Below are 13,781 nucleotides of genomic sequence, written 5' to 3' on the forward strand. Positions count from 1 at the left end.
CTCCCAAAAAGGAAAATCCGGCGGCCATGGCTGGCCACCGGGAACGGCAAATATCCGAAGATCGATCGGTTCTGTCAACGGATAGGGCGGAAAAGACGCAAGACTTTCCGGTGTTTCACGCCTTCAGCTTGTAGCCCGTCTTGAACATGCGCCAGGCCAGCCACCACAGCCCGGCATTCACCCCCAGCATCACGATCACGCCCAGCCAGCGCGCCCCGTCGGACACGCCGATGAAGCCATAGCGGAAGCCGTCGATCATGTAGAAGAACGGGTCGAAATGGGCGATCCACCAGAAGACCGGCGGCAGGGTGTCGACCGAATAGAAGGTGCCGGACAGGAAGGACAGCGGCGTCACCACGAAGTTGGTCACCGCGGCGATGTTGTCGAACTTCTCCGACCAGACGCCGCCGACCAGACCCAGCAGCGACAGCAGCATCGACGCCATTACCGCGTGGAACAGCACGAAGCCCGGATGCGGCATGTGCATTGGGATCACCGCCCAGATGGCCAGCCCGGTCACCAGGCCGACCACGATGCCGCGGGTGACGCCGCCCAGCACGAAGCCGCTGACCAGCTCCATCGGCGACAGCGGCGGCATCAGGATGTCGACGATGTTGCCCTGGACCTTGGCGATCACGATGGAGGAGGAGGTGTTGGCGAAGGCGTTCTGCACCATCGCCATCATGATCAGGCCGGGCGCCAGGAATTGCAGATAGGGCGTCTCTCCGACCATCCGCACGGCGGAACCGAGCGACAGGGCGAACACCGCGTAATAGAGCAGCGTCGTCACCACCGGGGCCCAGACGGTCTGCTGGTGCACCTTGACGAAGCGCCGTACCTCGCGTGCGTAGAGCGTCCACAGGCCGATCCAGTTGACGGAACCGACGTTGCGCGGCATGGGAGGAAGGGGAAGGGTCATCGCGTCACGATCTGCCTGTTGGGAACCGGCCGGAATAAGGCCACGGACTGTACGTGCCGCCCGCCCATCCGGCAACCGGCGCCGCCGAAGGAACTGCCATGAACACCGACGACAAGCGCCCATCTTCGCCGGCCCGCAAGCCGCCCAGGCGCGTCACGCCGCAGTATCTGGAGAACGCGGCGCTGCATTATCTGGAACGCTTCGCCAGTTCGACCGCCAACCTGCGCCGGGTGCTGATGCGCAAGGTCGACCTGTCGGCCAAGGCCCACGGCACCGACCGCGAGGAGGGCGCCCGCTGGATCGACGAATTGCTGGCCCGCTATGTCCGCAGCGGCCTGTTGAACGACGAGACCTATGCCCGCATGCGGACCGAGAGCCTGCACCGCCGCGGCGCCTCCACCCGGCTGATCGCGCAGAAGCTGGCCGGGAAGGGCATCGGCCGCGACGAGGCCGACAAGGCGCTGGACAGCCTGCGCGAGGATGTCGGGCCGGATTTGGATTTGACCGCGGCGCTGGCGCTCGCGAAGCGGCGGCGGCTGGGGCCCTACCGCCGGCCGGAACAGCGCGAGGCGCACCGCGAGAAGGATATGGCGGCGCTGGGGCGGGCCGGCTTCGGGTATGAGATCGCCCGGCGGGTGGTGGATGCGGAGGACCCCGAGGAGGTGTTGGGGGAGTGAATTCTCGCCCGGTTGCCCCCTCCCTAACCCTCCCCCGCTTCGCGGGAGAGGGAACTCCGCCGCACCTCCGCAAAGCTCCTACCCCCTCTCCCGCGATCGGATCGGCCTTTGGCCGACCGAGGGCGGGGGAGGGATGGGGAGGGGGCAACCGCAACAGCACCCAACCCCGGAAACGACGAAACGCGCGGCACCCTTTCGGATGTCGCGCGCCGCTCTCTTACCGGGAGTCGGAATCGTCCTGTACGCGTCCTAAATCTCGCTAGCGGAGCGGCAAGCGCTCCGCTTCAGCACACCAAACGCGCCCCAGATGCCGGGAAGCGATCAGGCCGCGGCCTGCTGCTTCTCCTGGGCCTTGGAGATCCGGCGCTTGATGCGACGGGCATCCAGGCTCAGCACGGCGTCCTTCGCGTCGAGCAGGAAGGCGTCGAGGCCGCCCTTGTGCTCGATCGAGCGGATCGCGTTCACCGAGAGGCGCAGACGCACCAGCTGCCCCAGGCTGTCGCTGAGCAGCGACGTTTCCTGGAGGTTCGGCTGGAAGCGGCGGCGATTCTTGTTGTTGGCGTGGCTGACGTTGTTGCCAAACTGCGTGCCCTTGCCGGTCACGGAGCACCGACGTGCCATCGGACTGATCCTTTACTTTAGCAAATGAAACCCGGTAACGGACGGCCTGCCGCCCGAAGGAGGCCGCTATATAGTCGAACAAAAGCGCCGTCGTCAAGCCGGGATCCGCGATGAACCCATCAAAACCTGAGTCGTCGCGGGAATGTGGAGAGTCGAAGCGCGGCGGCCTCTTCGATCTGCCGAAGAGACGCGCCGCGTCCGGTCTTTCTCTAAATGCCTTGTCCCTGACAGGTGTCAGTTCACGGCGGTGGAGGTCTTCGACGCCGGCTTGGCGGCGCGGCGGGGCGCCTGCTTGGCCGCAGCCTTCGCTTCGGCAGCGATGGGGGCTGCGGGAGCAGCCTTTTCGGCCTTCACAGCCTCGACCAGCGTCTCGACCGAAACCTCGACCGGCTTGGCGGCGGCGGCGGCGGCGACCGGAGCGGTCTCCGCGGCCTTCACCGGGGCGGGCTCCGGAGCAGCTTCCGGGGCCTCGACGACCGGGGCCGGAGCGGGGGCCTCGACCTTGGGAACTTCGGCCTTCGGCATCTCGACCACCGGGGCGGCGACCGTCACCGGGGCGGGCGCCGGAACCTCGGCCTTCGGGGCCGGAGCGGCGACCGGGGCCGCGTCTGCGGCCGGAGCCGGCAGGGTGGTGATCTCGGCCGCGATCTTGGTGGAGACGTCCAGGAAGCCCTGCACGCTCTCGGTCACGCGGGCCTGGGTGGTGGACAGCCAGTCGCGCTGCAGCGCCGCCAGATCGGCAGGGGTGCGGGCCTTGCCCAGCCCGGCGGCCAGACGGCTGGCGTCGTTGACCGAGGCGGTCACGCCGTCGAACCAGCGGCGGTAGCCGTCCTGGACCAAGGTGGCGACACGCGCGGATTTGGCGGCAGTGGTTTGGGCGTTGGTCTTGAGCAGGGTCAGGACGGCGGCGGGGGTCGGCTGAGCGGTCATGGCGTTGTCTCCCGTAGAAAAGGCACATTGGCGGAAACGGAAAGGCCGCTCCGGCGTAACCCCAGGAGACCGCGGGCACCCCGGCCCAAGCGACAGACGCTGATCGACAAGGTCGAATCGGCGCACGCCGCCCCTTTCCCGCCCGATGCAGAATAGCCCTACGGTTGGTGCGGCGCAACGAATTTGTTGCGGTGCAACATAAGCTGAACGGGTTATGCGCCGCCTGTTTGGTCGAGGAAGCGCCCCAGGAGAATGTGTGCCGCCGCCGCCGGGATGGTCGTGCCGGCGGTCACCTCCTCCTCGAGTCGCGCCAGATCGGCCCGCACGGCGGGGTGGGCGCGGAAGCGGTCGATCAGCGTCTCGCGGATCTCGCTCCACAGCCAGGCGCGGGCCTGTTCCGCCCGGCGGGTGGCGCGGGCGCCATTGGCTTCGGTCAGGGCCTTGTGCTCGCCGATGGTGTCCCACACCGTGTCGATCCCCACCTTCTTCACGGCGGAGCAGCTGAGCACCGGCACCCGCCAGTCGCCATGGCGCAGCAGGGCCAGAGCGTGGCGGTAGTCGGCGACGGTGTGGCGGGCGGTGGCGGCGAGGTCGCCATCGGCCTTGTTGACGACGACGAGGTCGGCCAGCTCGACGATGCCCTTCTTAATGCCCTGCAGCTCGTCGCCGCCGGCCGGGAGCAGCAGCAGCATGAACAGGTCGACCATGTCGGCGACCGCGGTCTCCGACTGGCCGACGCCGACCGTCTCCACCACGATCACGTCGAAGCCGGCGGCCTCGCAGATCAGCATCGCCTCGCGCGTGCGGCGGGCCACGCCGCCCAGCGTCGCACCTGCCGGGGAGGGACGGATGAAAGCGTCGGCCTCCCGCGACAGATCGACCATGCGGGTCTTATCGCCCAGGATCGAGCCGCCGGTGCGCTGCGACGACGGATCGACCGCCAGCACCGCGACCTTGTGCCCCAGCCCGATGACATGCAGCCCGAACGCCTCGATGAAGGTCGATTTGCCCACCCCCGGCACGCCGGAGATTCCGAGTCGCACCGAGTTGCCGGTGTAAGGCAGCAGCGCCGCCAGCAGCGCGTCGGCGGTGGCGCGATGGTCGGCGCGCGTCGATTCGATCAGCGTGATCGCCCGCGCCAGCGCCCGCCGGTCCCCCGACCGGACGGCTTCGGCGAGGCGGGCGGCGTCTTGCGGGGCGGTGTCGGTCATGGGATCGGCGTCGGTCAGTGCGAGGGGAGGGCTACCCTACCCGAGGGAGCGGTTCGGGATAAAGCCTCCGCCTCACGCCCGCAACTCACGTCCGCAACTCACGTCCGCACCGCCGGCGACTCCACCGCCTCCAGGTTCAGCGCGGCGGCGAGCAGGGCGCGGGTGTACTCCTCTTGCGGGTCCTCGAAGATGCGCTGGGTCGGACCCTGTTCGACCACCTTGCCGTCCTTCATCACCATGACGTGGCTGGACAGTGCCCGCACCACCCGCAGATCATGGCTGATGAACAGGTAGGCGAGGTTGTGGCGGGCCTGGATGTCGCGCAGCAGATCGACGATCTGCGCCTGCACCGACATGTCCAGCGCCGAGGTCGGCTCGTCCAGCACGACGAATTTCGGCTTCAGCACCAGGGCGCGGGCGATGGCGATGCGCTGGCGCTGGCCGCCGGAGAACTCGTGCGGGTAGCGGTTGCGGGCTTCGGGCGGCAGCCCGACCTCCTCCAGCGCGCGGGCGACCATCGCCTCGCGCTCGCCGCGGTCGCCGATGCCGTGGATGCCCAGCCCTTCGCCGATGATCTGGCCGACCGACAGGCGGGGCGACAGGCTGCCATAGGGGTCCTGGAAAACGATCTGCATCTCGCGCCTCAAGCCGCGCAGGCGCTTCGGCTGCCAGCCCTGGATGTCGGTGCCGTCGAAGCGAATCGCGCCCTGGCTGGCGTGCAGACGCAGCAATGCCAGGCCCAGCGTCGTCTTGCCCGATCCCGATTCGCCGACGACACCGACCGTGTGGCCACGGCGGACCGCCACGTCGACGCCGTCCACCGCCTTCACATGGCCGACGGTGCGGCGCAGCAGCCCCTTCTTGATCGGGAAATGCACCTTCAGCTTGTCGGCGGCCATCACCTCCGCAGCATCTTCCGGCGGCGACAGCGGGTTGCCGCGCGGTTCGGCCGACAGCAGTTTTTGCGTGTAGGGGTGGCGCGGGCGGATGAACAGGTCGTCGACCTTGGCCTGCTCGACGATCTCGCCCTGGTTCATCACGCAAACGCGGTCCGCCATCTTGCGCACCACGCCCAGGTCGTGGGTGATCAGCAGCAGCGCCATGCCGAAGCGGCTCTGCAAATCCTTCAGCAGCGCCAGGATCTGCGCCTGGATGGTGACGTCCAGCGCCGTCGTCGGCTCGTCGGCGATCAGCAGGTCGGGCTCGTTGGCCAGCGCCATGGCGATCATCACACGCTGGCGCTGGCCGCCCGACAGTTCGTGCGGATAGGCGGTCAGCCGCCTTTCCGGGTCGGGCAGTCCGACGAGGCGCAGCAACTCCAGCGTGCGGGCGCGGGCGGCGCCGGTCGACAGGCGCTTGTGCAGGAACAGGGTCTCGTTGATCTGCCGCTCGATGCTGTGCAGCGGATTCAGCGAGGTCATCGGCTCCTGGAAGATCATGGCGATGCGGTTGCCGCGCACCTGCCGCAGGGTCTTCTCCTCGGCGCCCAGCAACTCGGTGTCGCGGAAGCGGATCGAGCCGGCGGGGTGGTGCGCCATCGGGTAGGGCAGCAGCTGCAGGATCGACAGGGCCGTCACCGACTTGCCGGAGCCCGATTCGCCGACGAGCGCCACCGTCTCGCCCTTCTGGATGTCGAAGGACACGCCCTTCACGGCCTGCGTCGCGCCGGCACCGGACCGGAAATCGACGCGCAGGCCCCGCACGGACAGCAGGTCGGGGTTGGGGGGCATCAGGCTCATGTCGGGCTCTCGGGCTGTTGGGCCTTCTTCGTTGGCGGAAGGTGCATCGCGGGTGCCCCCTCCCCATCCCTCCCCCGCCTTGCGGGAGAGGGGGCAGGAGCTTTGGGAAAATGCAGCGGAGTCCCCTCTCCCGCGAAGCGGGGGAGGGTTAGGGAGGGGGCATCCAGCATCATCACTCCGCCGCCTCCTTGCGCGCAGCCGTCGCCGCTGCGGCCTCTCCCGGCATCGCCGTTGACATCTGGGCGATGGTCTTGCGCGGATCGAAGGCGTCGCGCACCGCTTCGCCGATGAAGATCAGCAGGCTCAGCATGATCGCCAGCACGAAGAAGGCGGTCAGGCCCAGCCACGGCGCCTGCAGGTTGGCCTTGCCCTGGGCCAGCAGTTCGCCCAGCGACGGCGAGCCGGGCGGCAGGCCGAATCCCAGGAAGTCCAGTGCGGTCAGGGTGGTGATCGAGCCGTTGAGGATGAAGGGCATGAAGGTCAGCGTCGCCACCATCGCGTTGGGCAGAACATGGCGCACCATGATGGTCACGTCGCCGGCGCCCAGCGCGCGGGCGGCGCGCACGTAATCCAGGTTGCGCGCCCGCAGGAACTCCGCCCGAACCACATGGACCAGCGCCGTCCACGAGAACAGCAGCAGCAGCCCCAGGAGCCACCAGAAGGTCGGCGTCACCACGCTGGCCAGGATGATCAGCAGGAACAGCGTGGGAAGCCCCTGCCAGATCTCGATGAAGCGCTGGAACAACAGGTCGGTCAGCCCGCCGAAGTAGCCCTGCACCGCGCCGGCCGCCACGCCGACGACGGAGGAGAAGGCGGTCAGCACCAGACCGAACAGCACCGAGATGCGGAAGCCGTAGATCAGCCGCGCCACCACGTCGCGCCCCTGGTCGTCGGTGCCCAGCCAGTTGTCGGCCGACGGCGGGGCGGGGGCGGGGACCGGCAGGTTGTAGTTGATGGTGCGGTAGCTGTAGGGGATCGGCGGCCAGACCATCCAGCCCTTGGCCTGGATCAGGTCGCGGACATAGGGGTCGCGGTAATCGGTCTCCGTCTCGAACTCCCCGCCGAAGGTGGTCTCGGGGTAGGTCTGGAAGACCGGCCAGTAATACTGGTTCTCGTATTCAATCAGCAGCGGCTTGTCGTTGGCGATGAACTCCGCCCCCAGCGAGAGGACGAACAGCACCAGGAAGATCCAGAAGGACCAGAAGCCGCGGCGGTTCGCCTTGAAATTGGCCAGCCGGCGCCGGGTCAGCGGAGTCATCATACCCTCCGCGATTCGAAGTCGATGCGGGGATCGACCATCACATAGGTGATGTCGCCGACCAGATTCATGATCAGCCCCAGCAGCGTGAAGAAATAGAGCGTGCCGAACATCACGGGATAGTCGCGGTTGATCGCCGCCTCGAAGCCCAGGAGCCCCAGCCCGTCCAGCGAGAAGATCACCTCGATCAGCATGGCGCCGGTGAACAGGATGCCGATGAAGGCGCCGGGGAAGCCGGCGATGACGATCAGCATGGCGTTGCGGAAGACATGGCCGTACAGCACGCGCTTTTCCGTCAGGCCCTTGGCCCGCGCGGTGGTGACGTATTGTTTGCCGATCTCCTCCATGAAGGAGTTCTTGGTCAGCATGGTCAGGCCGGCGAAGCCGCCGATCACCATGGACAGCACCGGCAACGCCATGTGCCAGAAATAGTCGAGAATCTGCTTGTACCAGGGCAGGTCGCCCCAATTGTCGGACACCAGCCCGCGCAAGGGGAACCAGTCGAGATAGCGCCCGCCGGCGAACACCACGATCAGCAGCACCGCGAACAGGAAGCTGGGGATGGCATAGCCGACGATGACCACGCCGGAGGTCCAGACGTCGAAGGGCTGGCCGTCGCGCACCGCCTTGGCGATGCCCAGCGGAATGGAGACCAGATAGACGATCAGCGTCGTCCAGATGCCGAGCGAGATCGACACCGGCATCTTCTCCAGCACCAGATCGACCACCCGGCGGTCCCGGAAGTAGCTGGTCCCGAAATCGAACACGATATAGTTCGACATCATGTGGATGAAGCGTTCGTGGATCGGCTTGTCGAAGCCGAACTCCTTTTCCAGCTGCTTGATGAAGGCGGGGTCCAGGCCCTGGGCGCCGCGATACTTGCCGCCGCTGTCCCCGGCTGTCTGGTTCTGGCGCTGGGCGGTGTTGGCGTCGCCGCCGGCGGTGCCGCCGATGCGTGACGTCGCCTCCACCGCGGTGCCCTGGACGCGGGCGATCATCTGCTCGATCGGGCCGCCGGGGGCGATCTGAACGATCAGGAAATTGATCACCATGATCCCGAACAGGGTGGGGATGATCAGCAACAGGCGGCGGATGATGTAGGCCAGCATCGCGGGTGTCCCGACCCTCCCCAATCCTCTAAGGTGACGCAGTGTAGCCCGGTTTTGTGTCCCGGCTATGTATCAGGGGCCCGTACGGCGCGCACTGTTGGAGAGCTTGGCGTTCTTGTCCGCATCGACCCACCAGCTGTCCGAGAATCCCAGGCCGTATTTCGGGGCAACCGCGGGATGGGAGAAACGGTTCCAATAGGCGACGCGATAGACGGTGTCGTGCCAGTGCGGAATGACGTACCAGTTCCACAGCAGCACGCGGTCCAGCGCGCGGGTGGCGGTGATCAGCGCCTCGCGGTCGGGGGCGGCGATCAACGTCTCCACCAGCTTGTCGACGGCCGGGTTCTTGATGCCGATCGCGTTGCGGCTGCCGGGCTGGTCGGCGCGCGACGATTCCCAGTAATCGCGCTGTTCGTTGCCGGGCGACAATGACTGTGCAAACCGCTCGATGATCATATCGTAATCGAAATTATCCGTGCGGTTCTGGTACTGTGCACTGTCGACCACGCGGATCTGCGCCTCGATCCCGGCGCGCTCCAGATTGCGGACGAAGGGCTGGACGATGCGCTCCATGTCGGCCTGCACCAGCAGGATCTCGAAGCGGAAGGGCTGGCCCTGCGCATTGACCAGCTTGCCGTTCTTCAACTCCCAGCCGGCTTCCTTCAGCAGGCCCAGCGCCGTGCGCAGGTTGCCGCGAATGTTGCCGCTGGCGTCGGTCTTCGGCGGCTCGTACGGCTTGGTGAACACCTCGTCGGGGATCTGGCCGCGGAAGGGCTCCAGCAGCTTCAGTTCGGCGGGGGAGGGCAGGCCGGTCGCCGCCAGTTCGGTGTTGGCGAAATAGCTCTTGGTGCGCTGATAGAGGCCATAGGAAAGGTTGGCGCGCGTCCATTCATAGTCGAACAGGTAATTCAGCGCCTCGCGCACGCGCCGGTCCTCGAAGATCGGGCGGCGGATGTTGAAGGCGAAGGCCTGCATACCCTGCGGGTCCTCGTGCTTCAGCTCCTCCTTGACGATCTGGCCGTTCTGCACCGCCGGGACATTGTAGCCGGTGGTCCAGTTCTTCGACGAATTCTCCAGCCGGAAATCATAGGCGCCGGCCTTGAACGCCTCGAACGCCACGTCGAGGTCGCGGTAATAGTCGTAGCGGATGCGGTCGAAATTGTAGCGGCCGCGGTTGATCGGCAGATCCTTGGCCCACCAGTCCTTTACCCGCTCGTAGGTGATGGCGCGGCCGGGCTGCACGTCGACGACCTTGTAGGGACCGCTGCCGACCAGCGGCTCCAGCGTCGTGGTGGCGAAGTCGCGGTTGGCGAAGGCATGCTTGGGCAGAACCGGCAACTGGCCCATGATAACCGGCAGCTCGGGATTGTTGCCATTCCGGAACGAGAATCTGACCGTACGCTCGCCGGTCTTCTCCGCCTTCGTCACGTCGGCATAGTAGGTGCGGTAGAGTGGGTGGCCCTTTTCACGCAGCGTGTCGAAGCTCCAGAGCACGTCGTCGACGGTGACCGGCTTGCCGTCGTGGAAGCGGGCCTGGGGGCGCAGGGTGAAGGCGACCCAGCTGCGGTCGTCGGCGACCTGGATGGTCTCGGCCAGCAGCCCGTATTCGGTGATCGCCTCGTCGCCGTTGCTGGTGGTCAGCGTTTCGAACACCAGTCCGGCGCCGGCGGCGGCCTGTCCGCGCAGGATGAAGGGGTTGAGATTGTCGAAGCCGCCGAAGGACATCAGCTTGACCTCGCCGCCCTTCGGGGCGTCGGGATTGACGTAGTCGAGATGCTGGAAGTCCGGCCCGTATTTCGGCTTGCCGTGCAGGGCCAGGGCGTGGCTGCCCTTTTCCTGCGCCGCGACGGGTGCCGCCAGCAGCAGAAGCGCCGCCATTGCCGTCCCCGTCATCGCAGCCGTCACGCCGGTGCCCAGCCACCGCATCCGACAAGTCATGCCCGGTCCCCTCCCTCGATTGTTGTCCAAAAACTGTTCAGTCTGATGGAGTTAGCCCCTCAATGGGGCGTCATCAAGGCTGCGCTGCCTTGCCAGCCGCATCGACCCACCAAGTCGCCGGAAAATTCGTGCTGCGATAGTCCTGATCGTATTTCGGCCAGACCGTCGGATGGGCCAGCCAGGCCTTGTGGGCGATCCAGCTTTCGGCGTTGTACCATTGCGGCACCATGTAGAAGCCCCACAGCAGGACGCGGTCGAGCGCGCGGGTGGCGGCCTGCACCTGCTCCAGATCCTTGGCCGCCAGCGCCTTTTCGATCAGCGCGTCGGCCACCGGGTCATGGATGCCGGAATAGTTGGCCGATCCCTTGATGCCGGCGGCCGCGGAGCCGAAATAGCCGCGCAGTTCGGTGCCCGGCGGGGTGAAGAAGCTGAGATTGACGACGATGGCGTCGAAATCGAACTCGTCCAACCGCGCCTGATACTGGGCGGTGTCGACGATTCGCAGGGTGGCGTCGATGCCGACCCGGCGCAGGGTTTCGATGTAGGGCTGGGTGACGCGGGTCAGCGCGCCGGTGCCGTCGAGGAACTCGATCGCCATCACCTCGCCGGTCTTCACGTTGGTCAGCTTGCCGTTGCGGGTCTCCCAGCCGGCTTCCTTGAACAGGCGCGTCGCCTCGCGCACCTGGGCGCGGTTGTTGCCGCTGCCGTCGGTGCTGGGCAGGGTGAAGGGCTGGGTCAGCAGCCGCTCGGACAGCTGAGGCTTGAAGGGCTCCAGCAGCGCCAACTCCGCCGGGCCGGGGGGACCCTTGGCCCCGAAGTCGGAGTTGGGGAAGTTGCTGAGCGTGCGGCTGTACTGGCCGTACAGGATGTTCTTCCTGATCCAGTCGAAGTCGAACAGCAGGGTCAGCGCCTCGCGCACACGCGGGTCGGCGAACTTGTCGCGGCGGGTGTTCAGGCGGTAGCCCTGGGCGCCCAGCGGCAGCTCGCTCGGCACCTCCAGCTTCAGGACGCGGCCGTCCTTTGCGGCGGGGAAATCATAGCCGGTGGTCCAGCGCTGCGCCCGGTATTCGCCGCGGAAATCATAGGCGCCGGCCTTGAACGCCTCGAACATCACATCGTCGTCGCGGTAGAAGTCGTCCTTCACCGTGTCGAAATTGTAGAAGCCGCGGGCGGTCGGCAGATCCTTCGCCCACCAGTAGGCCACCCGCTCGTAGGTGATGGAGCGGCCGGGATCGACCGTCTTGATCCGGTAGGGACCGCTGCCCAGCACCGGCTCCAGCGTCGTCTTGGAAATATCGCGCCCCTGCGCCGTCCACCAGTGCTTGGGCTGCGGCGCGAAGGTGACGGCGAAGTCGATGATCGGCTTGATCTCCCCCGTGCCGGTCAGGGTGATCTTGAAGCGGCGCTCGTCCAGCGCCTCCACCTTGGCGGTGTGGTCGAGGAAGGACTTGATGAAGGGTGCGCCATGGGCCTGGATCGCGTCCCAGGTGAAGACGACGTCGGCGCTGGTGATCGGCGTGCCGTCATGCCAGCGGGCGCCCTGGCGCAGCGTGAAGATCGCCCAGCCGTAATCGTCCGGCACCTCCACGCTTTCCGCCATATGGGCGTAGGCGGCGTCCAGCTCCCAGCCGGAACCGACCATCAGCGTGTCGGAGATCAGACCCAGCGTGCGCGGCCGCACCCCGCGCAGGATCAGCGTGTTCAGGCTGTCGTAGGTGCCCGGCTGCGATTCGGCCAGCCCGACCGACCCGCCCTTGGGCGCGTCGGGATTGACGTGGGGGAAATGGGTGAAGTCCGGCTTGAACTGCGGCTCCCCGAACTGCTTCAGCGCGGTGACGGTCTTCGTCGCCGCCTGGGCCGATGTAAAGGCGGCCGAGGTGAAGGCGGCCGGCGCGGCGAGGGTCAGGATCGTGGCGGCAACGGCGAGAAGGCGGCGCATCGGCAATCCTGTGTCGGGAGCGGGCGTTCTGGTTAGATTGCCACGTCCGCGCCCCGGTCAAGCGCAATTCCGCTCCAGACTCAGCTGCTTCGTGCGGTCCGCCAATGGTCGGCCATGCGGTCCATCAACTGGCGATAGCGGCGGTCGGTCCGCATCAGCTTGCGCACCGACTTCCCGTTGCGCGGGTCGGCCAGCATCCAGCCCTCCGCCGCCGCCTGATGTTCGGGATGGATGGACAGCAGGTAGATGGCGGCCTGTTCCGGAGACGCAATGGCCGTCTCCTTCAGCCGTTCCAGGATCGCCCCGACATAGAGCGGCAGGACCTTGCGGAAATCCTCCGGACCGCCGTCCGCGTCCATGCTCTCCGCCGGGGTGGCCTCGTCGCTCATCAGGGCCTGCCGTTCCGCTGCGGGCAGGGCGAAGAAGGCGTCTAGTCCCAGCAGCAGGTCGCAGACGGTCTTCTTGCGCACCAGCCAGTTCGACCCGCCCGACACCCGCGCCGCCAATCCCTCCAGGAATGGCCGCAGCTTTTCAGGCGACGTTTCGAAGACGGAACGGGTGGGCGGGGCGATGGTGGTCATTTCGAATTCCAAACAGACGTTTAACAGCGAAGGATCAGCCAGCCAGAACCTTCATGGCGTCCTGGTGGGTCTGCGGGTCGCCGGCGGCGATCACCCGCCCGCTGGAGTTGGCGTCGAGCGGCTTGCCCTCCCAATCCGTCATCAGCCCGCCGGCCCCGGTCACCACCGGCACCAGCGCCGCGAAGTCGTAGAGCTTCAGCCCCGATTCGACGACGAGGTCGTAATAGCCCGACGCCAGCAGGCCGTAGGTGTAGCAGTCGCCGCCATAGGAGGCGGTCTTCACCTTGGCCGCGACACGGCGGTAGGCCTCGTAATCGCTGCCGGGGAACAGGTCGGGGGAGGTGGTGCCGAACATGGCCGCACCCAGACCGCCGGGGCAGGGGCGCACGCGCACCGGCTGGCCGTTGTGGGTGGTCGGCCGGCCTTCGACGCCGATCCAGCGGTCACCGACGATGGGCTGGTCGATGATGCCCATCACCGGACGGCCACGGTGCAGCAGGGCGATCAGCGTGCCGAAGATGGGCCGGCCGGTGATGAAGGACTTGGTGCCGTCGATGGGGTCGATCACCCACACCCATTCGGCGTCCAGGTTCTTGGTGCCGTGCTCCTCGCCATAGATGCCGTCGTCGGGGCGCTGGCTTTCGATGATGGTGCGGATGACATGCTCCGCCTCGCGGTCGGCGATGGTAACCGGCGAGGCGTCGGCCTTGTCGTCGATGGCGACGGGGGTGCGGAAATAGCGGCGGACCACGCTGCCGCTGGAGTCGGCCAACCGCTGGGCGAGCGCCACCATCGGGGCGGGGCAGGGTTCGGTCATGGTCGCTCCTTGAAGCTGCTGTCGGTATGAGTGCCGCATCCT

The 13,781-nt window shown here is 66.9% G+C and carries 12 protein-coding genes; 1 reads left to right on the plus strand and 11 read right to left on the minus strand.

Features of this window, described 5'->3' with window-relative positions; translation table 11 throughout:
* Window positions 1-115: 115 nt before the first annotated feature.
* Window positions 116-919, minus strand: a complete 804-nt coding sequence (locus VD964_RS12290) for an ABC transporter permease (RefSeq protein ID WP_324868877.1) — start codon at window positions 917-919, stop codon at window positions 116-118.
* Between the two features lie 98 nt (window positions 920-1,017).
* On the opposite strand from VD964_RS12290, the gene VD964_RS12295 reads away from it, so the two are divergent.
* Window positions 1,018-1,596, plus strand: coding sequence for a regulatory protein RecX (locus VD964_RS12295; protein ID WP_324868878.1), 579 nt, complete (start codon window positions 1,018-1,020; stop codon window positions 1,594-1,596).
* A 321-nt stretch (window positions 1,597-1,917) separates the two neighbouring features.
* Here VD964_RS12295 and rpmB read toward each other — a convergent pair whose 3' ends face one another.
* The 10 genes from rpmB to hisN all read right to left on the minus strand — a co-directional run bounded on the left by rpmB (window position 1,918) and on the right by hisN (window position 13,739).
* Complete coding sequence (gene rpmB, locus VD964_RS12300) at window positions 1,918-2,217, minus strand: 50S ribosomal protein L28 (RefSeq protein WP_012973047.1); 300 nt, start codon at window positions 2,215-2,217, stop codon at window positions 1,918-1,920.
* Between the two features lie 234 nt (window positions 2,218-2,451).
* On the minus strand, window positions 2,452-3,147 hold the full coding sequence (locus tag VD964_RS12305; protein ID WP_324868879.1) for a hypothetical protein: 696 nt from the start codon (window positions 3,145-3,147) through the stop codon (window positions 2,452-2,454).
* A 212-nt stretch (window positions 3,148-3,359) separates the two neighbouring features.
* Entirely contained in the window at window positions 3,360-4,358 is a 999-nt protein-coding gene (meaB, locus tag VD964_RS12310; RefSeq protein ID WP_324868880.1) for a methylmalonyl Co-A mutase-associated GTPase MeaB, read from the minus strand.
* A 98-nt stretch (window positions 4,359-4,456) separates the two neighbouring features.
* Window positions 4,457-6,097, minus strand: a complete 1,641-nt coding sequence (locus tag VD964_RS12315; RefSeq protein WP_324868881.1) for an ABC transporter ATP-binding protein — start codon at window positions 6,095-6,097, stop codon at window positions 4,457-4,459.
* Between the two features lie 172 nt (window positions 6,098-6,269).
* On the minus strand, window positions 6,270-7,358 hold the full coding sequence (locus tag VD964_RS12320; RefSeq protein ID WP_414637137.1) for an ABC transporter permease: 1,089 nt from the start codon (window positions 7,356-7,358) through the stop codon (window positions 6,270-6,272).
* On the minus strand, window positions 7,355-8,464 hold the full coding sequence (locus VD964_RS12325) for a microcin C ABC transporter permease YejB (protein WP_324868882.1): 1,110 nt from the start codon (window positions 8,462-8,464) through the stop codon (window positions 7,355-7,357). The genes VD964_RS12320 and VD964_RS12325 overlap by 4 nt, the downstream gene beginning before the upstream one ends.
* Window positions 8,465-8,536: 72 nt before the next feature.
* The gene (locus VD964_RS12330) at window positions 8,537-10,402 is read right to left on the minus strand and encodes an extracellular solute-binding protein (RefSeq protein ID WP_324868883.1); all 1,866 of its coding nucleotides are present in this window, start codon (window positions 10,400-10,402) and stop codon (window positions 8,537-8,539) included.
* A gap of 73 nt (window positions 10,403-10,475) precedes the next feature.
* A complete protein-coding gene (locus VD964_RS12335) occupies window positions 10,476-12,341 on the minus strand; it encodes an extracellular solute-binding protein (protein ID WP_324868884.1) in 1,866 nt (621 codons plus the stop codon).
* 80 nt (window positions 12,342-12,421) lie between these two features.
* On the minus strand, window positions 12,422-12,922 hold the full coding sequence (locus VD964_RS12340; protein ID WP_324868885.1) for a hypothetical protein: 501 nt from the start codon (window positions 12,920-12,922) through the stop codon (window positions 12,422-12,424).
* A 34-nt stretch (window positions 12,923-12,956) separates the two neighbouring features.
* Entirely contained in the window at window positions 12,957-13,739 is a 783-nt protein-coding gene (hisN, locus tag VD964_RS12345; protein ID WP_324868886.1) for a histidinol-phosphatase, read from the minus strand.
* Window positions 13,740-13,781: the final 42 nt, after the last annotated feature.

The sequence above is a fragment of the Azospirillum sp. genome, assembly GCF_035628975.1.
Taxonomy (GTDB): domain Bacteria; phylum Pseudomonadota; class Alphaproteobacteria; order Azospirillales; family Azospirillaceae; genus Azospirillum.

Bases quoted from the DNA above. Each gene is read 5' to 3' on its own strand.
- VD964_RS12290 (WP_324868877.1), bottom strand. From the start codon at position 919: ATGACCCTTCCCCTTCCTCCCATGCCGCGCAACGTCGGTTCCGTCAAC.
- VD964_RS12295 (WP_324868878.1), top strand. From the start codon at position 1,018: ATGAACACCGACGACAAGCGCCCATCTTCGCCGGCCCGCAAGCCGCCC.
- rpmB (WP_012973047.1), bottom strand. From the start codon at position 2,217: ATGGCACGTCGGTGCTCCGTGACCGGCAAGGGCACGCAGTTTGGCAAC.
- VD964_RS12305 (WP_324868879.1), bottom strand. From the start codon at position 3,147: ATGACCGCTCAGCCGACCCCCGCCGCCGTCCTGACCCTGCTCAAGACC.
- meaB (WP_324868880.1), bottom strand. From the start codon at position 4,358: ATGACCGACACCGCCCCGCAAGACGCCGCCCGCCTCGCCGAAGCCGTC.
- VD964_RS12315 (WP_324868881.1), bottom strand. From the start codon at position 6,097: ATGAGCCTGATGCCCCCCAACCCCGACCTGCTGTCCGTGCGGGGCCTG.
- VD964_RS12320 (WP_414637137.1), bottom strand. From the start codon at position 7,358: ATGATGACTCCGCTGACCCGGCGCCGGCTGGCCAATTTCAAGGCGAAC.
- VD964_RS12325 (WP_324868882.1), bottom strand. From the start codon at position 8,464: ATGCTGGCCTACATCATCCGCCGCCTGTTGCTGATCATCCCCACCCTG.
- VD964_RS12330 (WP_324868883.1), bottom strand. From the start codon at position 10,402: ATGACTTGTCGGATGCGGTGGCTGGGCACCGGCGTGACGGCTGCGATG.
- VD964_RS12335 (WP_324868884.1), bottom strand. From the start codon at position 12,341: ATGCGCCGCCTTCTCGCCGTTGCCGCCACGATCCTGACCCTCGCCGCG.
- VD964_RS12340 (WP_324868885.1), bottom strand. From the start codon at position 12,922: ATGACCACCATCGCCCCGCCCACCCGTTCCGTCTTCGAAACGTCGCCT.
- hisN (WP_324868886.1), bottom strand. From the start codon at position 13,739: ATGACCGAACCCTGCCCCGCCCCGATGGTGGCGCTCGCCCAGCGGTTG.